Genomic DNA, 23,430 nt, shown 5'->3' with positions numbered 1-23,430 from the left:
AAAAGGTCAAAAGCATCGCCGCCGCGGCTCAGATTGCTATTGACCCGGTATCGCGACTCCTCCCTAATCCTGATTGATCCGCAAGCGATCGACCCGCGATAGGCGGGCGGCCCCGACACACGGGTGACCGAACAATAGAACCGGGAGAAACCGATGACCCTGATGACCAAATTCCTCGGCGCGGCCGCGACGCTGGCGCTGACCTCGGGCGTGGCGCTGGCCGATCCGGCCATCATCTACGATCTTGGCGGCAAGTTCGACAAATCCTTCAACGAAGCCGCGTTCAACGGCGCCGAGCGCTGGAAGGCGGAAACCGGCGGGTCCTACAAGGAACTGGAAATGCAGTCCGAGGCCCAGCGCGAACAGGCACTGCGCCGCCTGGCCGAGGCCGGTTCGAACCCGGTCGTCATGACCGGCTTCGCCTTCGGCGACGTGTTGGCCAAGGTCGCGCCGGATTTCCCCGACACCAAGTTCGCGATCATCGACATGGTCGTCGACGCGCCGAACGTGAAGTCGGTCGTGTTCAACGAACATGAGGGATCCTACCTTGTCGGCATGATGGCCGCGCTTGCGTCGAAGACCGGCACCGTAGGCTTCATCGGGGGCATGGACATCCCCTTGATCCGCAAGTTCGGCTGCGGCTATGCGCAGGGCGTGAAGGCGGTGAACCCGGACGCGACGGTGGTCATGAACATGACCGGCACCACGCCTTCGGCCTGGAACGACCCGGTGAAGGGCGCCGAACTGGCCAAGGCTCAGAAGGCGCAAGGCGCCGACGTGATCTATGCCGCCGCAGGCGGGACCGGAATCGGCGTCCTTCAGGCCGCGGCGGATGAGGGAATCCTGTCGATCGGCGTGGACAGCAACCAGAACCACCTGCACCCGGGCCAGGTTCTGACCTCGATGCTCAAGCGCGTGGACAACGCCGTTTACGAGGCCTTCACGGAAGGCGCCGACCTTCAGCCCGGCATCAACGTCATGGGCCTTGCCAACGAGGGCGTGGGCTACGCCATGGACGAAAACAACGCCTCGCTCGTGACGCCGGAAATGGCCGCTACCGTCGATGAAGCCGCCGCCAAGATCAAGTCGGGCGAGCTGGAGGTTCACGACTACATGGCAGACAACACCTGCCCGGCCGCGTCCTTCTGATGAAGGGCGGGATCGCGGCGGGGCGGCAGGAAACTGCCGCCCCCCTTGCTATCGAACTCCGCGGCATCTCCAAGGCATTCGGGACGGTTCAGGCCAACAAGGATATTTCGATCCAGGTTGCCAAGGGGACGATCCACGGCATCATCGGCGAGAACGGCGCGGGCAAGTCCACGCTGATGTCGATCCTCTACGGCTTCTACAAGGCTGATTCCGGCGATATCCTGATCAACGGTACGCCGACAACCATTCCCGACAGCCAGGCCGCGATCCGCGCGGGCATCGGGATGGTGTTCCAGCATTTCAAGCTGGTTCAGAATTTCTCGGTGCTGGAAAACGTGATCCTCGGCGCCGAAGACGGCGCGCTTCTGCGCCCTTCTCTCGCCAAGGCACGCAAGGTTCTGGCCGACCTTGCCAGGGAATACGAGCTAGAGGTGCACCCGGACGCGGTGATCGAGGAGCTTTCCGTCGGCCATCAGCAACGGGTCGAGATCCTGAAGGCGCTTTACCGCCACGCCGACATCCTGATCCTGGACGAACCCACAGGCGTCCTGACCCCAGCCGAGGCCGACCACCTGTTCCGCATACTCAGAAACCTCAAGGAACAGGGCAAGACGGTCGTCCTGATCACCCACAAGCTGCGCGAAATCATGGAAATCACCGACACCGTCAGTGTCATGCGCAGGGGGGAGATGACAGCAACGGTTCGGACAGCGGAAACCAGCCCCGAACAGCTTGCGGAACTGATGGTCGGGCGCAAGGTGCTGCTGCATGTCCCCAAGGGCACGGCGAAACCGGGCCGCAGGGTGCTTGAGATCAAGGACCTGCGCGTGCGCGATGTAGACGGGGTCGAGCGCCTGAAGGGCATCGATCTTTCGATCCGCGCAGGCGAGATCCTTGGCATCGCCGGCGTGGCCGGCAACGGCCAGACGGAATTGCTTCAGGTTCTGGGCGGCATCACCCAAGGCACCGGCACTGTCATTCTGAACGACAAGAGCCTTGATCTGACCGGGAAGTCATCGGACGGGCAGTCGCGGCGGCGCGACGGCATCAGCCATGTTCCCGAGGATCGCCAGCATCTTGGCATGATCATGGACTTTACCGCCTGGGAAAACGTGGCTTTCGGCTATCACAATGACCCGGCCTATCAGAAGAATCGCTGGCTCATGGACAACGGCGCGATCCTTGAGGACACGAAGGGCAAGATGGAGCGCTTCGACGTCCGTCCGCCCATTCCTACGCTTCAAGCCAAGAGCTTTTCCGGCGGGAATCAGCAGAAGATCATTCTTGCGCGCGAAATCGAAAGAAACCCCGACCTTCTGCTTGTCGGGCAGCCCACGCGCGGCGTCGACATCGGTGCGATCGAATTCATCCACAAACGAATTGTTGCACTGCGCGACTCCGGCAAGGCAGTGCTTCTGGTCAGTGTGGAACTGGACGAGATCATGAGCCTGTCGGACAGGATCGCCGTAATGTTCGACGGGCACCTGATGGGCATCGGTCCCGCCGAATCCGCGACCCAGGTGGGCTTGGGCTGCCTCATGGCCGGCCTTGGTGGCGCCGATACGCGCGCGATGTCGGGCTGGGACATTTCGGCGGCCGCGGATGAGCAACGGCTCTCTACCGGAACAAGGGGATAGGACATGGCAAGGATTCCTCGCTGGGCCGACCTTGTGCTGGTCCCCCTCATCAGCCTTCTTCTGGCCGGGATCATTTCGGCGCTTGTCATCCTTGCGATCGGTCAAAGCCCGAAGGAGGCGCTGACGACGATGGTAACGGGGGCCGTGGGTTCGTCCTATGCGTGGGGTTATACGCTCTACTACGCCACCAGCTTCATGTTCACGGGGCTGGCGGTCACAGTCGCGTTCCACGGCAGCCTTTTCAACATCGGCGGTGAAGGGCAGGCGCAGCTCGGGGGTCTGGGCGTGGCGCTTGTCTGCCTTGCCGTTCCATGGCCGCACTGGACGCTTGCCTTGCCGATGGCGATGATCGCGGGCGCGCTTTTCGGTGCGGCATGGGCGGCAATACCGGCCTATCTTCAGGCAAGGCGCGGCAGCCATATCGTGATTACCACGATCATGTTCAACTACATCGGTGCAGCGCTTATCGTGTACCTGCTGGTGAACGTGTTGCGGCCACCGGGTCAGATGGACCCGGCAACTGCACGCTTCCCCTCGGGCGCGGCACTGCCAACGCTGCACGACCTGCCGCTTCTGGGCCTGATCTTCGACAAGAAGATACCCGCGAACGTCACGCTTTTCGTCGCGCTCATCGCTTGCTGGCTGGTTTGGCTGCTGCTCTGGCGCACCCGGCTGGGCTACGAGATACGCGCGTTTGGCCGGTCAGAACCTGCCGCGCGATATGCCGGCATATCGCCGTTCCGCGTCACCATGCTGGCCATGCTGATCTCGGGCGCCCTGGCGGGGCTCATGTCGATCAACAACGTGATGGGGGAAAGCGGGAGACTTCTGCAGAACTCGTCCGAAGGAGCGGGCTTCATCGGCATCGCCGTGGCGCTGATGGGCCGGAACCACCCGATCGGCGTGTTCCTGGCGGCGATACTGTTCGGAATCCTCTATCAAGGCGGCGCCGAGATCGGCCTTTGGACTTCGATTCCGATCGAGCTTCGAACCGTGGTGCAGGGCCTGGTGATCCTGTTCACGGGCGCCCTTGATCACATGGTAAGGATGATGCTGGGCGTCTTCTTCCGGCCGCGGCGGATAGAGGTGGCGTGATGGATTACGCGACGCTTCTCCAGATTCTCGACAGCACGATCCGGCTTGCGACGCCGCTGCTTCTGGCCTGCCTTGCAGGGCTTTATTCGGAACGCTCGGGCATCTTCGACATCGGGCTTGAGGGCAAGATGCTGATGGCGGCGATGTCCACGGGCGCCGTTGCGGCGCTGACGGGTTCGGTCTGGATCGGCCTTCTTGCCGGGATCTCGGGGGCGGTCCTTTTCGCCCTTGTCCACGGCGTGGCATCTATCACCTTTCGCGGCAACCAGCTGATTTCCGGGGTGGCGCTCAACTTCGTGGCGTCGGGCATCACGGTCCTGATCGCGCAATCGCTTTTCCGGCAGGGCGGGCGCACGCCGCCGCTTAGCGGAGAGGCGCGGTTCAACCCGATCACCCTGCCGTTTGCCGAAGCGCTGTCCGGTGTACCGATCCTTGGGCCGCTTTACTCCGAGGTCCTTTCCGGCCATGGCGCGCTGGTCTATATCGCCCTGCTCGCGGTCCCGGTCACATGGTGGGTATTGTTTCGGACGCGCTTCGGGCTGCGATTGCGCGCGGTCGGGGAAAACCCGGCCTCGGTCGACACCGCGGGCATTTCCGTCATACGGCTGCGCTACGGAGCCGTGGTGATCACTGGCATCCTGTGCGGCCTTGCGGGCGCCTACATGGCCGCTGGCCTTCAGGCGGGCTTCGGCAAGGAAATGACGGCAGGACGTGGCTACATCGCGCTTGCCGCGCTGATATTCGCGAAGTGGCGCCCTTGGTACGCGCTGATGGCAACGCTGCTTTTCGGCTTTTTCCAGGCTCTGGCGCTGCGGCCCGACGTGATCAAGAATACGGTCGGCTTCGACGTGCCGGTTCCTGCACTCGACGCCCTGCCCTACATCCTGACCGTTATCGTTCTGGCGGGCTTCGTTGGCAGGGCGATCCCACCCCGCGCGGGTGGTGAGCCCTACGTGAAGGAACGCTGACAGGCAGCCGACCCTAGATGTCGACATGCGAAAAGGGGCGCCCTGCCGGGCGCCCCTTTCCCTCAAGTCTCGGCGATCAGTTTCCGGACCCCTGCAATGTGTTGGGATCGAAGGCGCCGCCAAATCCGCTGTCCGCACCGCCCTCCTCTTCAGGCTCCGAGGGCACCCCCTGAAGCGCGTTGGGATCGAAGACCCCGCCGAAGCTGCTGCTGCCCGTACTGCCGGAAGGCGCGGTTGTCACGGGCGCCTGCTCAGCTTTCAGCTTGCGTTCTTCGTCACGCTTCCGGCGAAGCTCTTCGGCGCGCTTCTCGGCTTCGAGCCGCTTCTGCTCACGCACATCTGCAATGCACTGATCAGGGCTGTAGACAGTCGCCGTGCCGACGACAACGATCGTCGCGATCGACACGACCACAAGCAGAACCGCCGCTGTGTTGCCGCTCAGGAAGCCCGGCAGCGTGACTCTGCCGCCTGAAAGTTCAGCCACGGTCGCATTCCGGCGTGCTGCAGCAACCAGTTCGCGCCTGCGGATCGTCGCTTCGTTCGCGAGGGCCGCAAAGACCGTCAGCACGACGATGATGAATGCCAGCGCCGAGATCGCGGGCGAGATGCCATAGCGAACCTTCTGCGCCAGCTCGATCGTCAGCGTCGGGTATTCGCCGAAGGTGAAGGTGGTGGTGTTGTAGTTCTCGAAGCTGGCAAGAAAGGCCAGCACCGCGGCCGAGGCGATGGCAGGCCGCATGAACGGCAGCAGCACCTTGCGGAAGGCTTGGGCATGCGTGGCGCCCAGATCCAGTGCCGCCTCAGTCAGCGCGATGTCGTAGCGCTGAAGCCGCGCCACCAGCACCAGCATGCAGTAGGAGGCGATGAAGGTGGACTGGCCGACGATTGTCAGGAAAAGGCCGCTGGACAACAGGCTGTCGGGACCGAAGCCAAGCATCCGGTTGATGCGGTCCCAGAACACGAGGGTTGAAATCCCCAGAACGACGCCCGGGATCAGGATCGGCGCGATGATCACCGTGTAATAGGTGGCCCGCAGCTTCGGCCAGATCTGCGTCAGCATCAACGCCCCGGCTAGCCCCATGGTGACCGACAGGACGACCGTGCCCGCACCGATCAGCAGCGAATTCTTGATCCCGTTCAGGATGCGCGTGTCCTGAAAGAGCGCCGAGAACCACTCGAACGTAAGACACTCCCAAGGGGTCGCACTGGGAAAGCTGGGCGAGTTGAAGGCCGTAACCGACATGATCACGAGAGGACCAAGCAGGTAGGCGAAGAAGATGGCGAGGTAGAGCCAGATGCTCAGGCGCAGGAAGGACAGGTTCATTTGCCGATGTCCCCCATGTTCACCTTGAAGAGCCGCATCACGGCCAGCACCAGAAGGACACAGGTTACAAGCAGAACGACGGCGTAGGCGGCGCCCTGAGGCCAGTCGCTGCTGTCGTTGAACTGCTGGTAGATGAGCTGGGTGAACCAGAGGCTGGACGGTCCCCCCAGGATCTGCGGCGCCGCCAGCGCGCCGGCCGACAGCATGAACACCATCGTGCAGCCCGAACTGATACCGGGCTTCGCATAGGGGATGACGACGCGCCAGTGGATGCGCCACCAGGGCGCGCCAAGGTCGCGCGCGGCCTCGATCTGGTTGTGGTCCAGGCTCTCGATCACGTTATAGATCGGGAAGATCATCAACAGAATGTAGGCGTAGCCAAGGCCGGCGTAGAGAGCGTAATCGTTGCGGATGAAGTCGAACGGGGTGTCAAAGAGCCCGATCCCGGTAAAGATCGTGTTCAGAACCCCCGTTTCACCAAAGATGATGCGAAGCGCAAAGGCGCGCAGGATTTCGTTGATCCAGTAGGGGATGATCAGCATCAGGGCGAAGACCCGGATGTGGTTTCCCTTGGTCTGGCCCAGATAGTAGGCGATCGGATAGCAGATGATCAGGTTGAACACCGTCACGCAGGCCGCAGCGACCAGCGTACGGAAGAAGACCATCAGGTCGACGGTATTGTAGGCCTGGCTGCCGCCCTCGGGGCCGTAAATCAGGTACTTGTAGTTCTCAAGTGTATAGACATCCTTCGGCCCTCCCATCTCGGGCGGGGGCAGGTTCGGACGGAACGAGAAATCCAGCATCGACAACTGCGGCAGGATGATCAGCCCTACCGTCCAGAAAAGGACGAGGCCCAGCATGACCAGACCGGGGCCGGTGCCGTTTCGGCTCAGGAAGTCCTTCAGGATGCGCGGCATCTCGCTCCTCCCGTCATTCCGTCGCCAACACGCCCGCAGGCATGGCGACCGCGTTCTTGACGTCGTACTTCAGGGTCATCGTCTGCCCCTTGTGACTGTCGAACGACTGACCGAGGTTGGGAAGCGAGACCTTTATCTCCTTACCGCCGTCACCTTCCATGAAGATGTTGAAGACATTGCCTTCGAATTCCTCGTTGATCACTCGGGCCGAGACGTAGTGATCGCCCTCGGTTCCCGTCTTTGCCAGTTCGAAGGCTTCGGGACGGATGAAGATCATCGCGTTGTCGCCCTCCTTCAGCCTTCCGAGGTTGGCGGTGGAAATTCGTGCCAGCAGCTCGCCCGAGCGGTTTGACTGGACAAGCACGCGGTCGCCGCTCACGCGCTTCACCTTGCCGCGAAACACGTTGTTTTCGCCGACGAAGGAGGCTGCGAAGGGGGTCGCCGGGTCATTGTAGATGGTCTTGCCCTCACCGATCTGGTCGATCACGCCGGCGCGCATCACGGCGATGTTGTCCGACATCGTCAGCGCCTCGCCCTGGTCATGCGTGATGTAGATGAAGGTGATGCCGACGCGCTGCTGGATTTCGCGCAGTTCCGTGCGCATGTGCTGACGCAGCTTCAGGTCCAGCGCCGACAGGGGTTCGTCCAGCAAAAGCACATGCGGTTCGGCGCACAGGGCGCGCGCGATCGCCACGCGCTGACGCTGACCGCCCGATAGTTCGGACGGCAGCTTGTCGCCCTGGCCTTCAAGCGCGATCATTTCCAGCAGTTCGTCCGCACGCTTGCGCCGCTCTGCCGCGCTGGCGCCCTTGATCTCCATCGAGAACGCGATGTTTTCCCAGACCTTCATCAGGGGAAAAAGCGCGAGGTTCTGGAAGATCAGTGCGGTCGGCCGCTTGTTCGGACCAACCCCCTTCATGTTCTTTCCGCCGATCAGCACGTTGCCTTCAGACGGCTCAAGGAACCCGGAGACCGCGCGCAGGATCGTGGTCTTGCCGCAGCCGGAAGGGCCCAGAAAGGAAAAGAAATCCCCACCCTTGATGTTCACGTTCGCGTCGCGCACCGCGACGAAATCTCCAAAGCGGATCCAGAGGTTCTCCAGATCGACGCCGACGCCTGCAACCATGTTCTGGTCTCTCCCCGTGATGCGGCGCTCGTTCGCCGGGCCGCATTTTCTTTGGAACACGTGCGGTGGGTCCGTCCCCGCAGATGCAAAGGGCCCCCCGCATCCGGCGGGAGGCCCGTCACGAACGCGATCAGGCGCTCGTGAACTTGTTGACGAACTCGGTCCTGACGTCGGCGTACCAAGGCGCCTCGGCCGGCCAGGGGTTCAGGTTGCCGAGGCTTTCGCCCGGGTATGCCTCCTGGAAGTTCTTCTTGTAGACGTCGCCCGCAAAGGCGTCCGCGCCCAGCACAGGAGAGTTGTAGCCATGGCTGTCGATCGCGTGTCCCGCCTGCTCCGGACGGTACGCGAACTCGATGAAGGCGTAGACTTGGTCGATGTTCGCCGCACCGACGGGCATGGACATGCCGTCGACCCACGCCATCGCGCCCTCCACCGGGGCCTGGTAGTGCACAGGCTCGCCCGCCGCCTTGAGCGCAAGCGGGGGACCGTCCCAGGTCTGACCGACGACGACACCCTCGTTCATCAGGCCGTTCTTCTGAGTATCGGCGTCGTTCCAGATCAGCTTGATCCGATCCTTGCGTGCGACGCACCAGTCGGTCACCTGACCCCAGACCTTCCGCATGGTTTCTTCGTCGTTGTAGGCGGACCAGATCGACCCCGGCTCCATCTCGCCCGAACGCTCCATGAAGAGGCCAGCGCCAAGCATCATCGAATGCGCACGGCCCATGGTCTTGCCCGCGTTTTCCTCCGACCAGACGTCGCCGTAAGAGGGCGCGTCACCCGCCGGGAGCCAGAGGTCGGTGCGATAGGCGATCCCCTCGGTTCCCCAGATGTGCGGCAACCAGTGCGACCCGTTGCCGCCGAAGTTCCAGGCGTCGGTGCCGATCTTGGCCATGGCCGGGTTCACGGCGTCGATCTTGACGCGGGCCATGTCGAAGGGCTGGATCAGTTCCAGCGGTTCCCACTGAAGCGACCGGTTGTTCGTGGGGCTGATAAGGTCGAAGCCCTGCCCCTTGGTCGCCTTCATCTTGTTGATGATCTCTTCGTTCGACCCGATCCCGGTATAGTTGATCTTGATCCCGGTTTCGCTTTCGAACGCGCTGATGAAGTCCGGCGGCAGGTAGTCCGACCACATCATGATGTTGATTTCGCCGGACGATGCCAGCGCGCTTTTCGAGTATAGCGGCGCCGCCAAGGTCGCGGCACCAGCGCCCTTGAGCACCGTGCGGCGAGACAGTTTTTTGTCTTGAGTCATTCAATCTACTCCCTTTGGTCTTTGGTTCGCCTTTTGATCGACTTTCTCGATTTCTGTTTGCTTGTGTTCCGATACTCCTACGCAAACCCGCAGTTTCAAAGCCCTCTTTGACATGCCCCGACGAAGCGACACGTGCGTCAAGAGCCGACTCCGGCCATGGCTGCCGGGATCGGCTTGATCACTTCGGGGGGTTTCGGCGACATGTCGCAAAGATCACCATGCGGACCGCGGGCGCGATAGGTCCAAAAAAAACGAATAGTTATGTCCAGTTACGATGGGATCGTGGAAGCCTTGGAATCATGTGGACTGGTGCCACGGCGGCCAGCGTCATGCCCGGAATCCCTGATTTTCCAACTTTTTTGAACGATATCATATATTTATACTGAAATCTGTCGCCACAGATCGGCCATTTTCGCGCGACCCGCAGCGCATCATGGACACCGCAAACCGCCGCACGGCCGCCTTGGCGTTCGCGCCCTTGCACGAATTTCCCCTTTCAATTTTCGAACTTCGTGCGCATGTGGATTTGACATCGCCCTTGGCGGGCGCAACCGTTGCGCAGACAACATTCACAGGCAACTGACTGCCAATGCAGATCTATCTGCCCATCGCCGAAGTGTCCGTAAGCGCCATTCTACTTTTCGGGATAGGCGGCCTTGTCGGCGTGCTGTCCGGGCTTTTTGGCGTTGGAGGCGGCTTTCTGATCACGCCGTTGCTGTTCTTCATCGGCGTGCCGCCAACCGTGGCCGTCGCCACAGGCGCGAATCAGGTCGTGGCATCCTCGATCTCGGGTGTTCTTGCCCACCTCAAAAGGCGCTCGGTCGACATCCGGATGGGTATCGTCCTGCTGATTGGCGGCCTGGCGGGATCGGCCGCCGGTGTCTGGGTCTTCAACCTGCTGTCGCGCCTTGGACAGATCGACCTGGTGGTCCAGCTGACCTATGTTGTCTTCTTGGGGCTGATCGGCCTTCTGATGCTTCAGGAAAGCCTGAGGGCGATGCGCCGCGCGCGTTCGGGCACCGCACCCAGGGTGAAGCGGCACCACCACATTTGGGTGCACAATCTTCCACTCAAGATGAAGTTTCGCACTTCGGGTCTGTTCATCTCGGTCATCCCGCCACTGATCGTCGGTGCGGCGGTCGGGGTGCTGGCGGCGATCATGGGGGTTGGCGGCGGCTTCATCATGGTGCCGGCGATGATCTATCTTCTGGGGATGCCGACCAAGGTGGTGATCGGAACCTCTTTGTTCCAGATCATCTTCGTGACCGGCTTCACGACCTTCATGCACGCCCTGACGAACCAGTCCGTAGACCTGATGCTGGCGTTGCTTCTGATCCTGGGGGGGGTCGTGGGGGCGCAGGTCGGAACGCGGATCGGCGCGCGCCTGAATGCCGAGCAGCTCAGGGTTCTGCTGGCGCTCCTGGTGCTTGTCGTCAGTGCAAGAATCGCGGCTGACCTGCTTCTGGAACCCAGCGAACTCTATTCGCTGGCCAAGGTGAAGCAATGAAATGGCTTGCGCTGGTGGTTGGCGTTCTCCTCGCCTGGCCGGCCGCCGCTCAGGAAGAGGTGATATCAGGGCTCAGCCAGGACCGGATATCCATCACGGCGAATTTCGAAGGGTCCGACCTTCTGGTCTACGGCGCCGTGAAGCGCGAGGCGCCGATCCCGGAAACCGGCGTCTTGCAGGTGATCATCACGCTTGAGGGGCCGTCCGGGCCGATCATCGTGCGCCGCAAATCGCGCGAGCTTGGCATTTGGGTTAACACTGCCTCGGTCGAGGTCGACAACGCCCCCAGTTTCTACGCCGTGGCGGCAACGGCTCCGCTGGAGTACATCCTCTCACAGACCGAGGATCTGAGACACAAGATTTCGGTCGTGCAGAAGATCAGATCGGTCGGTGCGCCGCAGGATATCCTCGACTCCCTGGCCTTCACCGACGCGCTGATCCGCATACGCCAGACCGAGGGCCTTTACGGGGCCGCCGAAAGCGGCACGTACCTGAAGGATCAGACGCTCTTCAACACCAGCTTCGATCTTCCCGCGAACCTGGTCGAGGGGAACTACATCGCCCGCATCTATCTGCTTCGGAACCGGCAGGTGATCGCATCGAACCAATCCACGATCTACGTCCGCAAGGTCGGGATCGAGCGCTGGCTCTACACGCTCGCGCAGGACCAGCCGGCCGCATATGGCGCCCTTGCCCTTTTCCTGGCAGCACTTGCCGGCTGGGCCGCGTCGGAAGCCTTCCGGAGGCTCCGCCGCTAGATCACCCGCGCCCGACAAAGGGCATGTTGGTGGCCATGACCGTCAGTGAAAGCACATTGGCCGAAGCCGGCATCCGCGCCATCGTCAGCACGGCCTCGACCACGTCTTCGACGGCCATCATCGGCTCCGGCCGGACCGAGCCATCGGCCTGCGTCACGCCCTGTTCGATCTTTGCCGCCAACTCCGTACGCGCGTTTCCGATGTCGATCTGCCCGCAGGCGATCCCGAAGGGCCGGCCATCAAGCGCCAACGACTTCGTCAGACCGGTGATCGCGTGCTTGGTCGTCGTGTAGCCGACCGATCCCGGCCGCGGCGCATGGGCCGAGATCGACCCGTTGTTGATGATCCGTCCGCCCTGCGGCGACTGTGTGCGCATGTGACGAAACGCGGCACGCGCGCACAGGAACATACCCGTAAGATTGACAGCCAGGGTGTCGTTCCAATCCTCCAGCGGCATTTCGTCGATCAGGCTGGCGGGCCGGAAGATGCCCGCGTTGTTGAACAGAACGTCGATCCTCCCGAACTGGGCGGCCGTTTCCGCAAAGGCGCGGTCGACGGCCTGGGCGTCAGCCACGTCGCATGACAGGGGCAACGCGTTGTGCGCCCCGCCGGCGACCTCTTCCAGAAGCGCCGATCGCCGCGCGATCATCGCGACATTCCAACCCTCTGCCAGGAAACGTTCCGCGACGCCACGGCCAATTCCCGCGGATGCGCCTGTCACGACGATCGTGTCGGCCATGTCAGAAAGCCCTGAACGTCATCGTCGTGAGCGTCCGGTTGATGCCCGGGATATCGAAAAGCTTTTCGGCCAGCCAATGGCCGACATCCTCGTCCTCGGGAATGTAGACCTTGGCGATCAGGTCGTATTCGCCCGAGGTCGAGTAAAGCTCGGAAACCACCTCGCGATCGTAGATCTGATTGGCGACCTCGTAGGTCTTGCCGGGCTGACAGCGGAACTGGACGAAAACGCAGCGCATTGGCGACTCCCTTGTTTGGTCAGGACAGTAGCGGCGCGGAACCGGATCGAAAAGCCATCAGAGGCCGCCGCGTCATCCCGCCTCGGCAGGGTCGAGCGAGAGGACCGAAGTGGTCTTCGGCAGGTCGGCCGTCCCAAGGGGCGCCGTCGGACGGGCGAGGCGGTTGCGCACGACCCAGTGCAAGCGCTTCTCCGCCCGCGTGATCGCCACATAGGCCAGTCGCTTCCACAGCGGCAGTCCGGCCTCCATCCGCCCCATGCGCGCGGCGACGAAAAGGTCGGGCGCAAAGACCTGCACGTCTTCCCACTGCGACCCCTGGGCCTTGTGGATCGTGACGGCGGCGCCATGCAGAAAGGCCGCCCCCATTCGCGCGGCGTAGGGGATGAAGGGTTCCTCGGTGTCAGGCTGTTCTATCTTGATGATGGATGCCGCCGAAACCAGCGGATCCTCGGACCCCACGACATGCAGACGCGAAAAACCCGGCTTCTTGCCCGCACCAAGGTAGATGACCTGCGCCCCCTTGATCAGGCCCCGCGCCTCAAGGTCGATCCGCTTCTTGCGATGCTTGAGCGGTAGCTCGATCCCGTCGCAGATCAGCGGCTCTCCGGGAAGCAGTTCGTCCGCGGGCGCGCCATAGGCGGACCGGAACGCCTGGATCAGCCGCACGCGTGTCTGGTTGCGCCAGACCAGGACGGGTGAACGGGCCATCAGCCCCGCATCGACCCTTTCGGACCACTGCACCCGGTCATCGCGCCGCGCGGCATCCGCGACCATGCGCTCAAATCCCTCGAACTCAAGTGTGGGGTCGGCAAGCGCATGGGCCAGATCCAGGATCGGGCTGTCGGTTTCCTGGCGATGGATGCGACTGAGCGTGAGCTTGCGCCCCTCGGACAGCCGGTCAAAGACCATCTCGCCGGATTGCCCGACCGGAGCCAGCTGGGCAGGGTCGCCGAAAAGGATCAGCGTGGGGAAGATTTCGCGCAGATCCTCGAACTGGCGCTCGTCCAACATCGAGGATTCGTCGATGAAGCCGATGTCCAGCGGATCCTCCCGCCGCTTCCAGCCAAGGATGAAGTCCGAACCGCGCAACCCCGCGGCAGCCAGGGCGCCGGGGATCGACTTCACCTGGTCGTAGAAGGCCTTGGCGCGGTCCAGCGCGGTATCGGTCAGCCCCTCGATTTCGGGACGCTCGCCATTACCCGACAACCATTCCGCGATTTTTTCGTACTCTGGGTCGTAGACGGGCGTGTAAAGGATGCGGTGGATCGTGGTCGCGGGAACGCCGCGCCCCCGCAGAACACTCGCCGCCTTGTTGGTCGGGGCAAGGATGGCAAGCGTCCGCCGATCCTTGCGCCGCCGGCCCTCGTAGTCGCCTGAAATCGTGTCGACCCCGGCAGCCGCCAGAGCCTTCGTCAGTTCGGCCAAGAGCATCGTCTTGCCCGATCCCGCCTTGCCTATCACCGCAAGAACGCTAGACTTTCCAGTACTGGCGGGCGACGTGCTGCCGTCCAAAATGTCGATGCCCGCCCCTCGAAGAACCTCGGCCACGTGGTCCCAGGCTTCGGCCTGATCGTCGGAGAACTGGAGTGCGGGCAAGGTCATGGCAGCGACCCTACCCGCCCCTTGTCGCAAGCGCCAGACGATTATCCTGCCGCGCGCACCGGCAGCGATTCGACCTTGTCGAAGCGGAACCAGTCCCGCGATAGCGCGGCCGGGATCCCCGCCTTCAGCGCCATTTTCTGGCGCACGTCCTCAGAGAAGCGCCAGAAGCCAAGGCTGATCGCGTCGCGCCCGGAACCCGCGCTGCCCAGGATGTCCGGCTCCCAGCCAAGGTGGCGATAGATCCGCACCATGCGCGCGTCGAACACCCCGATGGCCCGCGTCAGGCCAAGCCCCATCCCAAGCTCCGCCCCGCCCAGCATCAGTGCCGCCGCGACGTTCGCATCGGTGTCGGAGGCCAGGCAGAAGCGGGTGCATTCCCAGACCTTCGGATGGGAAATGCGCCGCCCTCCGGCAAGGTGGCGGAAGTGATCATTGACCATCGTCGGACCTTCGGTGGGCATGAAACGCATCGATCCGCCGTGTCGGCCATCCGCCCGCTGCCAGATGACGTAAAGCGGGTTCAACCTGTCGTACTCATCCCGCTCCCACCCCTTTTCGTCGACCCGCACCTCCCAGTTGAGCCGGTCACGGAACTGCCGCGCGCGGTCCTCGAACATCGTGTCACGCAAAATCGGAGTGGCGGAGAGTTCTTCCCCTGTCAGATATCTAAGCATCACATCCCTCCTGTTAGGTAAGGAGGGCTTAATGAAAACTGGTTAACAGGAGCCTAGCGGGGCCAGGTCACAGCAGGACGAAGCCGCCGGAAACGGCGCGCGCGACCGCGTGGGTCGTATTGGTGGCACCCAACTTGATACGGGCGCTTTCCACGTAGGAGCGAAAGGTGTGCTCGGATATCTCGAGCGTGTCGGCCGCCTGCGCCCGGTTCATCCCAAGGGCCAGAAGGGTCAGCACGTCAATCTCCCGTCCACTCAGCTGTTGGGCTTCCTCCGACGCATCGCCCTGGATGATTTCCTGCGCCCGCTGGTTCAGGAAATGCGCGGCAAGCAGAACATCCGTCGCGCTGCCGGTCACGAACCTTTCCCATTGCGCGTCGGTAGCACGCCCTGAAACGGTGAATAGCGCGAATTGTCCACCGGGTCCGCGAACTGGAACCGAGTAGCCTTGGCTTCCGACCCCTGCCGACACTGCTTCGCCAAGAAAATTGCGTGACTGCCTGCCCGACCAGTCAAGATCCTTCCAGTCGGTTGGCTGGAAGCGGCGCAGGCATCCCTGGACCACCGGATCGATCCTGGCGTAACCCTCGGCGACGTATCGCTGAACCCAGTCGTCAGGATAGGTCAGGATGCCGTACTGTTGACCCGCCCCGCTTACCGAATGATAGACGAGATGGTCGACCCCTAGTTGGTCGCGAAACCAAATCACATTGCGCTGAAGGTCTTCACGCGTTCTCGACGCCTGAAGTTCCCCAACGAACCGTCGCAACCTTGCCCGCATCCGGCGCCTGGCCTCCGATCCAATCCTCGGACAGACGGGAGATCTCGCCAGCCGCCACTATGGCTGTGTCACCCAGTTGCTCGGCAAGCGCGGGCAGACCGTTTCCCTGGGCGAAAGACTTGAGATCACTCAGCACGTCCAAGATCCATTCGTACTGCATTTCACCCCCAGCGTGAAGTAGATTGCATTTTTCGCTCGCGTCTCATTCACCGAGAATTGGATGAGCGCGGCCTCAATGCAACTCGCCGAATATGGGGATAACTTACCATCTAAGCCATTGAAATTACTGGAACGAAAAAGGTGCGCCACGAACCGTTGCGCACCTTTCCAGTGTTCCCTCCCATTTCGACTCGGTTCAGTCGCGCCGCGCGGCCTCCAAGGCGTCCTCGAAGGTCCGCAATCCCGTCCTGGGCGACTGGACGAGAACTGCCATGTTGCCAGGCTTATGCTCGTTCCGGCGCATCTTCATGTGGGCGGCCGGGATCTCAGCCCAGGGGAAGACCTCGGACATGCAGGGATCAAGCCGGCGTTCAAGCATCAGCTTGTTCGCCGCCGAGGCCTGCGCCAGATGCGCGAAATGCGAGCCCTGCAGCCGCTTCTGATGCATCCACATGTACCGCACGTCGAAGGTGCAGTTGAAGCCCGAGGTTCCGGCGCAGATCACCACCATGCCGCCCTTCTTGCACACCAGCGCCGAGACCGGGAAGGTCGCCTCGCCCGGATGTTCAAAGACCATATCGACATTGACGCCCTTGCCGGTGATGTCCCAGATCGCCTTGCCGAACTTGCGCGCCTCTTTCAGCCATTCATTGTATTCGGGGCTGTTGACCTTGGGCAGCTGGCCCCAGCACTTGAAATCGTTGCGGTTGATCACGCCCTTGGCGCCCAGACCCATCACGAAGTCGCGCTTGGATTCGTCGCTGATCACCCCGATCGCGTTGCCGCCCGCCGTATTGATGAGCTGGATCGCATAGGAGCCCAGACCACCCGAGGCGCCCCAGACCAGCACGTTCTGGCCTGGCTGAAGATCGTGCGGCGCATGGCCGAACAGCATCCGGTAGGCCGTGGCCAGCGTCAGCGTGTAGCAGGCGGCCTCTTCCCAGGTCAGATGCTTCGGACGCGGCATCAGCTGCTGTGCCTGCACCCGGGTGAACTGCGAAAACGATCCGTCGCCGGTCTCATAGCCCCAGATCCGCTGACTGGGCGAGAACATCGGATCGCCGCCGTTGCAATGTTCGTCGTCGCCGTCGTCCTGATTGCAGTGGATCACGACCTCGTCGCCGACCTTCCAGCGCTTGACCTTCTCGCCCACCGCCCAGACGATGCCCGAGGCATCCGATCCGGCGATGTGATAAGCCTGCTTGTGCACGTCGAAGGGGCTGATCGGCTCGCCCCGGCTGGCCCAGACGCCGTTGTAGTTGACGCCCGCCGCCATCACCAGAACCAGCACCTCGTTGCTGTCCAGCTTCCAGGTATCAACCACTTCGACCTGCATCGCGGTTTCAGGTTCGCCGTGGCGCTCGCGCCGGATCGCCCAGGCATACATCTGCTTCGGCACATGGCCGAGGGGCGGCATTTCGCCGATCTCGTACAGATCCTTTTCCGGCGCGTCGTAGGGCGCGATTTCGGTCTGCGTATCCAAAGCCATCTACCTCTCCTGATGTTCTTGCCGCATCGCAGAATCAATGCAGTCTCAAGGCATGGAATAGGATCGGCGCGGTAATATTGCAATAGGTTTTGGCGGCTATTTTGTAATTTTATGTCCCGGTTGCTTCCGACTTGCGCTTTTGACGCTCATATTTCCCTGCGACAATGCCGCGCCTGCACAAAGATGCTGCCACACGGGAGCGGCATAGAAACCGATCAGTGCCCTGTCCTTCAGTGGCACGACGATGCGATCACCCTGACGCCGAACGACCTTGCGCAGCGACAGGATGTCGATCGCACTGATCATGGCAGCTCGCGACGACCCGTCGGGAAGATCCAGATGCGCACCAGCCGCAGCCAGACGTTGCACCAGGTCCTCTGCCCGCTCCGATATCCGGTCCAAGGTCAGGTCGATGTCCTGGCCCAGGGCCGCGCAGAACAGCGGAACAGGCAGTACCGAGACATTCTGCGCGATGCGCCGCATCAGTTCGTCCGCCAGTTCCGCGGTCACGTTGTCCTGGGACTTGGACAGAAAAGAGGCCAGGGACAGCGGCGTCCCGAAGCTGACCGAGGCGACGCCGAACTTTTCAAAGCGCCCTGTCAGCATGCGCCGCACCTGGCGCCCGAGAAAGAGAAGGATCGAGCCAAGCGGGGCGCGAAAGCGGCGCACTCCGGCGGCATGGGCCGCCGTCAGGACCCGGTCCTCGATGATGCGGTCATAGGCCAGGGACACCGGAACGAAGACCACGTCCCGCCCGCCGGGGCGATAGGCATCGAGTATGTAGGACAGGATGCCAAGCTTGGGCCTGCCGACCCTTCCATCAAGGCTCAGCCCGCCTTCGGGAAAGATCGCCTGGGTCACGCCCTCGGCGGTCGCCATCTGCACATAGCGCGCAAGGACGCGGCGATAGAGCGTATTGCCCGATCGACGGCGGATGAAGTACGCGCCCGACGCCCGGATCAGCCAGGAAAGCGGCCAGACGCGCGCCCACTCCCCCACCGCGTAGGACAGCGCGGACCGGCTTGCCGCCAGGTAGGTGACAAGAACATAGTCCATGTTCGAGCGGTGGTTCATGACGAAGACCACCGTGGCCTTCTTGTCGATGTCGCGGAACGCGTCGGTATCGAACTGGCCGATGCGGACACGGTAGATCAACCTGGCAAGCCACTTGGCCGCCCGCGCGGCAAAGCCGAAATAGACGAGCGCCGAAAACCCCGGAACGATTTCGCGCGCATACCGACGCGCGCGCTCCAGCAACACCGTCTCGGGAATGCCGGTCTCTTGCGCTTCGGCGGCGATGGCTTCCGCCACTTTTGGGTCATGCGTCAGCCGGACAATCATGTCCGAGCGCGCCATAAGCTTGAACGGCTCGATCGGGCGCTCCAGCCGCGCATTCAGCCGCGCAACCGCCCGCTCGACCCTGCGGCGCAGGAACCATCGGACGGACGGAAACAGAAAGTGCGACGCGAAAGTGACCCCGGCGAAGACGAGGATCATCGCGAATAGCCAAAGAGGCAGCGTCACCGGCTGAAGCATGACCGGGACCGTGACAGGTCGCGTCGTCGACGTAAATCCCCAGATGCCGCAACGCAGCGAATTGACAAGGTCACGAAGTGTCGCCTATCTCTGCATTTGCGAAATAATCTTACGCACAAGATCAAGGAGACCGCCATGACCCAGGCGACCCGCGACAAGCCCTGGCTTTTCCGCACCTATGCGGGCCATTCGACGGCCGCGAAGTCGAACGCACTTTATCGTGCGAACCTTGCCAAGGGCCAGACGGGTCTTTCGGTCGCCTTCGACCTGCCAACCCAGACCGGGTATGACAGCGATCATGACCTTGCGCGCGGCGAGGTTGGCAAGGTCGGCGTACCGGTTTGCCATCTGGGCGACATGCGGGCCCTTTTCGACGCGATCCCGCTCGAAGAGATGAACACCTCCATGACCATCAACGCGACCGCGCCCTGGCTGCTGGCATTGTATGTCGCGGTCGCCGAGGAACAGGGTGCCGATGTTCGAAATCTGCAAGGAACGGTGCAGAACGACATCATCAAGGAATATCTAAGTCGCGGAACGTATATTTGCCCGCCCAAGCCCTCGCTTCGGATGATCACCGATGTGGCGGCCTACACGGCAGAGAACCTGCCCAAATGGAACCCAATGAACGTCTGTTCGTACCACCTGCAGGAAGCAGGCGCCACGCCCGAGCAGGAGCTTGCCTTCGCGCTGGCGACAGGGATCGCGGTTCTGGACGACCTGAAGGGCAAGGTCGATCCGGCCGCCTTCCCCGCGATGGTCGGGCGCATCTCTTTCTTCGTGAACGCGGGCATCCGGTTCGTGACCGAGCTTTGCAAGATGCGCGCCTTCACCGAGCTTTGGGATGAAATCTGTCGCGACCGCTATGGCATCGAGGAAGAAAAATACCGCCGATTCCGCTACGGGGTGCAGGTGAACTCGCTCGGCCTGACCGAACAGCAGCCCGAAAACAACGTCTACCGCATCCTGCTTGAGACATTGGCCGTGACGCTGTCGAAGAATGCGCGCGCCCGCGCGGTTCAGCTTCCGGCATGGAACGAGGCCCTCGGGCTTCCCCGTCCCTGGGACCAGCAATGGTCGCTGAGGATGCAGCAGATCCTGGCCTATGAAACCGACCTTCTTGAATATGGCGACCTTTTCGAAGGCAGCCCCGTGATTGCCGCCAAGGTCGAGGCGCTGAAAGCCGGCGCGCGCGACGAGCTGAAGGTCCTGGACGGCATGGGCGGCGCGATCGCCGCGATCGAGTACATGAAGGGGCGCCTGGTCGAGGCGAACGCCGACCGGCTGAACCGGATCGAGGCGGGGGAAACCGTCGTAGTGGGTGTGAACCGTTGGCAAGCAGGCGAGGCGTCCCCCCTGACCGCGGGCGACGGATCGATCCTGACCGTCGATCCCGCCGTCGAGGCCGATCAGGTTGCACGGCTTGACGCCTGGCGCGCGGCCCGCGACCAAAGGGCCGTCGAAGCGGCCTTGGCCGCGCTGCGCCTTGCAGCGGAAAACGGACAGAACATCATGCCGGCCTCGGTTGCCTGTGCGAAAGCGGGCGTCACGACCGGTGAATGGGCAGGCGTGATGCGCGCAGTGTACGGCGAATACCGCGGCCCGACAGGCGTGTCGAAATCGCCATCGAACAGGACTGAGGGCCTTGACGACCTGCGCGCCGCCGTCGATGCGGTGTCGACACGGCTTGGCCGCAGGTTGAAGTTCGTCGTCGGCAAACCCGGTCTTGACGGCCACTCGAACGGGGCCGAACAGATCGCTGCGCGCGCGCGCGACTGCGGCATGGACATCCATTATGAGGGCATCCGACTGACGCCCGCGCAAATCGTGGCGGCGGCCGAAAGCGAATCCGCGCATGTCGTTGGCCTTTCGATCCTGTCGGGCAGCCACCTTCCTCTGGTTGCCGAGGTGATGGAGCGAATGCAGGCCGCAGGGCTGTCCCATGTTCCGGTCGTCGTCGGCGGCATCATCCCCGACGACGACGCCGAGGCCATGCGCAGGATGGGCGTCGCACGGGTCTACACGCCGAAGGATTTCGAGCTGAACCGGATCATGGGCGATATCGTGCTGCTGGCAGAACCGAAAGCCGAGGCCGCCGAATAGATCCGGCGCCTTCGCGGGCAAGATCGGTCTTGTCGCACAAGCACCCGGCGCTAGGATGGCTTGATACTCAAGCGGAAGGCGAGCCATGACCCCTCATATCGGCGCGAAGCCCGGCGACATCGCGGAAACGGTCCTGATGCCTGGCGATCCCCGTCGCGCCAAATGGGCGGCAGAGACTTTCCTGGAAAACCCGATCTGCGTGAACGAGGTTCGCGGCATGCTGGGTTACACCGGCACATGGAAGGGCAACCGCGTGACGATCCATGGATCGGGCATGGGGATGCCATCGCTTTCGATCTACGCAAACGAGCTGATCCGAGAATACGGCGCAAGGACCCTGATCCGCATCGGATCTGCTGGCGCTATGCTTGAACGTGTGCGGATCCGCGACATCGTGATTGCGATGACCGCCTCGACCCTTTCAACGCCCTCTCGCGGCTATTTCAGAGAGATGCAGTTCGCACCCTGCGCGGATTACGGACTGCTGGAAAAGGCGGTGGCTGCCGCGCGGGCAAAGGGTGCGCCGACGCACGTGGGCGGGATCTATTCCGCTGATGTCTTCTATGACGAGCGGCCTGACCTGAACGAGATGCTGGCGCGTCACGGCACACTCTGTGTCGAGATGGAAGCGGCAGAGCTATATACCGTGGCCGCACGCCTCGGCGCGCGGGCGTTGGCGGTTCTGACGATTTCGGACCACCTGATCACGCACGAGGCGCTTCCGGCCGCGGATCGCGAGCGGAGCTTCGGGGACATGATCGAAATCGCGCTAGAAGCCGCCTTCGCCTGAGGCCCCGGACGCGGGCGGCCAGCGTCCGGAATCACGACGCTTGGCCGGCAATCGACCTAGCGCCGATTGTCGCGCCCCTTGGATCGCCCAATCCGCCGTAGCGCCCGTATGTCCAGCCATACAAGCCCTGCACCGAGCGGGATCATCCAGAAGCCCAGGATCGGCAGAAATCCGAAGATGCCGCCAATGATCAGGACAACCCCAAGAAGGAGCCGGAGTCCAGGCGGAATCAGCCGGTTCGCCCGGACCAGCAGCCGCTTGAAGTGCGGTTTGCTGCGCCTCCAGCTATCGCGGATCGAACCTGCAATCGACACTACGCGGTCTGCCTTGGATCCTCGGGATGCGGATGGACATCTGGATCACGCATGTTCCAATGTCTCAACCGACAGAATGGTGGGAAGATGCCGGGCGATCTCGGCCCAGCTGTCGCCTTCGTCAAAGCTGGCGAAGACAGATCCGCTGTTCGTGCCGAAGTAGATGCCAGCCGGATCGCGCGTATCCCCCGCCATCGCCTGCCTCAACACGGTAAAGAAGCAACCCTTCTGAGGCAGGCCAACGCGCATCGCCTGCCAGGTCTTTCCGGCATCGCGCGACCGCCAGACGGCACAGGATGCATCGGGCGGGAAGCGCCCAGCCATGTCGCCGTTCAAAGGCAGCGTCCAGATCGTATCCGGGTCGCGCGGATGGACACGGATCGGGAATCCGAAGGTCGAGGGCAAGCCGGGGGTGATATCGTCCCAGCTGCGCCCGCCATCGGCACTGCGCCAGACCCCGTGATGATTCTGTTGATAGAGAACATCGCCATCCCCGGGCGCGCGCATCATGTTGTGGACGCAGTGCCCGGTCTCCCCGTCCCGCGGGGCTGCGGGGTGATCGTGGTGAAGGCAGGCCTCGGCGTTCGACAGCCGGTTGCGACGTTCCCAAGTCGCGCCGCCATCCTCGGTCGCGAACACCCCCGCAGCCGATATTGCAATCCAGATCTTGCTGGCCTTGTCGGGGTCGAAGACGATCGTGTGAAGGACAAGCCCGGCCGCCCCCGGCTGCCAGCTTCCGGCCGAGGGGTGGTTCGACAACCCCTCGACCTTCGCCCAGCTTTGTCCGCCGTCCGTGCTTGCGATCAAGCTGGCGGGCTTGGTTCCGGCATAAAGCGTACCGTGCCCCCGCCCCAAGGACCAGACCTGCGCAAAGTCCTTGGCAAAAGGCGGTTCGGCGTCGGTCCAGCCGATCATCGCCGCGAAGTCGGCGTCGTTGGCCGCCCATTCGTCCATCTGGCCTGCGGTCAGCTTGCTGAGCTCCCAGCTTTGCCCGCCATCCTCCGACCGCCAGACGCCTGCGCCGTGCCAGTCCCCGCCACCGCCCGCCCAGATCGTGCCGGTGTCGGCATCGCCCACGGCGTGGTTGATCGGCCAGCCGTCGCAATGGGGACCTGAGACCGACCAGCCGGTGCGGTCGTTGCCCCCCTCGACGAGGAAAAGCCCCTTCGTCGTGCCGACGAGAAGCGTGATGCTCCCGGACATTTCTGCCTCTCCCTGATTGCGCAGGGACAGGCTAGCATGGCGTCGGGAAACGGCCTAGCGGCCGTT

At 62.8% G+C, this 23,430-nt stretch carries 21 protein-coding genes; 8 read left to right on the top strand and 13 right to left on the bottom strand.

The annotated features are described in order from the left end of the window. Positions 1-153: 153 nt before the first annotated feature. The 4 genes from OEW28_RS16070 to OEW28_RS16055 are packed head-to-tail and all read left to right on the top strand — an operon-like array spanning position 154 to position 4,849. On the top strand, positions 154-1,149 hold the full coding sequence (locus tag OEW28_RS16070; RefSeq protein ID WP_263735822.1) for a BMP family lipoprotein: 996 nt from the start codon (positions 154-156) through the stop codon (positions 1,147-1,149). Further along, positions 1,149-2,786, top strand: a complete 1,638-nt coding sequence (locus OEW28_RS16065; protein ID WP_263735821.1) for an ABC transporter ATP-binding protein — start codon at positions 1,149-1,151, stop codon at positions 2,784-2,786. Before OEW28_RS16070 ends, OEW28_RS16065 begins: the two co-directional genes overlap by 1 nt. A gap of 3 nt (positions 2,787-2,789) precedes the next feature. After that, entirely contained in the window at positions 2,790-3,881 is a 1,092-nt protein-coding gene (locus tag OEW28_RS16060; protein WP_263735820.1) for an ABC transporter permease, read from the top strand. After that, positions 3,881-4,849: an ABC transporter permease gene (locus OEW28_RS16055; protein WP_263735819.1), complete on the top strand. Its 969-nt coding sequence runs from the start codon at positions 3,881-3,883 to the stop codon at positions 4,847-4,849. Before OEW28_RS16060 ends, OEW28_RS16055 begins: the two co-directional genes overlap by 1 nt. A 76-nt stretch (positions 4,850-4,925) precedes the next feature. On the opposite strand, the gene OEW28_RS16050 is transcribed toward OEW28_RS16055, so the two are convergent. The 4 genes from OEW28_RS16050 to OEW28_RS16035 all read right to left on the bottom strand — a co-directional run bounded on the left by OEW28_RS16050 (position 4,926) and on the right by OEW28_RS16035 (position 9,471). Further along, positions 4,926-6,173, bottom strand: coding sequence for an ABC transporter permease (locus OEW28_RS16050; protein WP_263735818.1), 1,248 nt, complete (start codon positions 6,171-6,173; stop codon positions 4,926-4,928). Further along, positions 6,170-7,090, bottom strand: a complete 921-nt coding sequence (locus tag OEW28_RS16045; RefSeq protein ID WP_263735817.1) for an ABC transporter permease — start codon at positions 7,088-7,090, stop codon at positions 6,170-6,172. Before OEW28_RS16045 ends, OEW28_RS16050 begins: the two co-directional genes overlap by 4 nt. 13 nt (positions 7,091-7,103) lie before the next feature. Further along, positions 7,104-8,216 carry an ABC transporter ATP-binding protein gene (locus OEW28_RS16040; RefSeq protein ID WP_263736029.1) on the bottom strand — a complete coding sequence of 371 codons (1,113 nt, stop codon included), beginning with the start codon at positions 8,214-8,216 and terminating at the stop codon, positions 7,104-7,106. 130 nt (positions 8,217-8,346) lie between these two features. Further along, entirely contained in the window at positions 8,347-9,471 is a 1,125-nt protein-coding gene (locus OEW28_RS16035) for a substrate-binding domain-containing protein (RefSeq protein ID WP_263735816.1), read from the bottom strand. Positions 9,472-10,060: 589 nt separating this feature from the next. On the opposite strand from OEW28_RS16035, the gene OEW28_RS16030 reads away from it, so the two are divergent. After that, entirely contained in the window at positions 10,061-10,978 is a 918-nt protein-coding gene (locus tag OEW28_RS16030; protein WP_263735815.1) for a sulfite exporter TauE/SafE family protein, read from the top strand. Next, complete coding sequence (locus OEW28_RS16025) at positions 10,975-11,736, top strand: TIGR02186 family protein (protein WP_263735814.1); 762 nt, start codon at positions 10,975-10,977, stop codon at positions 11,734-11,736. Before OEW28_RS16030 ends, OEW28_RS16025 begins: the two co-directional genes overlap by 4 nt. Position 11,737: 1 nt before the next feature. On the opposite strand, the gene OEW28_RS16020 is transcribed toward OEW28_RS16025, so the two are convergent. The 8 genes from OEW28_RS16020 to OEW28_RS15985 all read right to left on the bottom strand — a co-directional run bounded on the left by OEW28_RS16020 (position 11,738) and on the right by OEW28_RS15985 (position 18,954). Beyond that, entirely contained in the window at positions 11,738-12,475 is a 738-nt protein-coding gene (locus tag OEW28_RS16020; protein ID WP_263735813.1) for an SDR family oxidoreductase, read from the bottom strand. 1 nt (position 12,476) lies between these two features. After that, positions 12,477-12,713, bottom strand: coding sequence for an Lrp/AsnC family transcriptional regulator (locus OEW28_RS16015; RefSeq protein WP_263735812.1), 237 nt, complete (start codon positions 12,711-12,713; stop codon positions 12,477-12,479). A gap of 72 nt (positions 12,714-12,785) precedes the next feature. After that, positions 12,786-14,315, bottom strand: a complete 1,530-nt coding sequence (locus OEW28_RS16010; protein ID WP_263735811.1) for an ATP-dependent DNA helicase — start codon at positions 14,313-14,315, stop codon at positions 12,786-12,788. 41 nt (positions 14,316-14,356) lie between these two features. Continuing rightward, positions 14,357-14,989 (bottom strand): acyl-homoserine-lactone synthase, encoded by a 633-nt coding sequence (locus OEW28_RS16005; RefSeq protein ID WP_263735810.1) that lies wholly within the window; start codon positions 14,987-14,989, stop codon positions 14,357-14,359. 67 nt (positions 14,990-15,056) lie between these two features. After that, a complete protein-coding gene (locus OEW28_RS16000; RefSeq protein WP_263735809.1) occupies positions 15,057-15,698 on the bottom strand; it encodes a helix-turn-helix transcriptional regulator in 642 nt (213 codons plus the stop codon). A gap of 16 nt (positions 15,699-15,714) precedes the next feature. After that, positions 15,715-15,930 carry a hypothetical protein gene (locus OEW28_RS15995; RefSeq protein WP_263735808.1) on the bottom strand — a complete coding sequence of 72 codons (216 nt, stop codon included), beginning with the start codon at positions 15,928-15,930 and terminating at the stop codon, positions 15,715-15,717. A 195-nt stretch (positions 15,931-16,125) separates the two neighbouring features. Next, entirely contained in the window at positions 16,126-17,418 is a 1,293-nt protein-coding gene (gene ccrA / locus OEW28_RS15990) for a crotonyl-CoA carboxylase/reductase (protein ID WP_263735807.1), read from the bottom strand. Positions 17,419-17,514: 96 nt separating this feature from the next. Further along, positions 17,515-18,954 (bottom strand): 1-acyl-sn-glycerol-3-phosphate acyltransferase, encoded by a 1,440-nt coding sequence (locus OEW28_RS15985; protein WP_263735806.1) that lies wholly within the window; start codon positions 18,952-18,954, stop codon positions 17,515-17,517. 135 nt (positions 18,955-19,089) lie between these two features. On the opposite strand from OEW28_RS15985, the gene OEW28_RS15980 reads away from it, so the two are divergent. Together OEW28_RS15980 and deoD are read left to right on the top strand one after the other, a co-directional pair. Continuing rightward, positions 19,090-21,057, top strand: coding sequence for a protein meaA (locus OEW28_RS15980; RefSeq protein WP_263735805.1), 1,968 nt, complete (start codon positions 19,090-19,092; stop codon positions 21,055-21,057). Positions 21,058-21,142: 85 nt separating this feature from the next. Continuing rightward, positions 21,143-21,847 (top strand): purine-nucleoside phosphorylase, encoded by a 705-nt coding sequence (gene deoD / locus OEW28_RS15975; protein WP_263735804.1) that lies wholly within the window; start codon positions 21,143-21,145, stop codon positions 21,845-21,847. A 359-nt stretch (positions 21,848-22,206) separates the two neighbouring features. Here the strand turns inward: deoD and OEW28_RS15970 are convergent, their stop codons facing one another. Next, a complete protein-coding gene (locus OEW28_RS15970) occupies positions 22,207-23,364 on the bottom strand; it encodes a WD40/YVTN/BNR-like repeat-containing protein (protein ID WP_263735803.1) in 1,158 nt (385 codons plus the stop codon). Between the last annotated feature and the right edge of the window lie 66 nt (positions 23,365-23,430).

This window comes from Albidovulum marisflavi (genome assembly GCF_025751435.1).
In the GTDB taxonomy this organism is placed as follows: Bacteria; Pseudomonadota; Alphaproteobacteria; order Rhodobacterales; family Rhodobacteraceae; genus Albidovulum; species Albidovulum marisflavi.
Note: the sequence above shows the minus strand (reverse complement) of the source record. Positions and strands in the feature narration are given on the sequence as shown.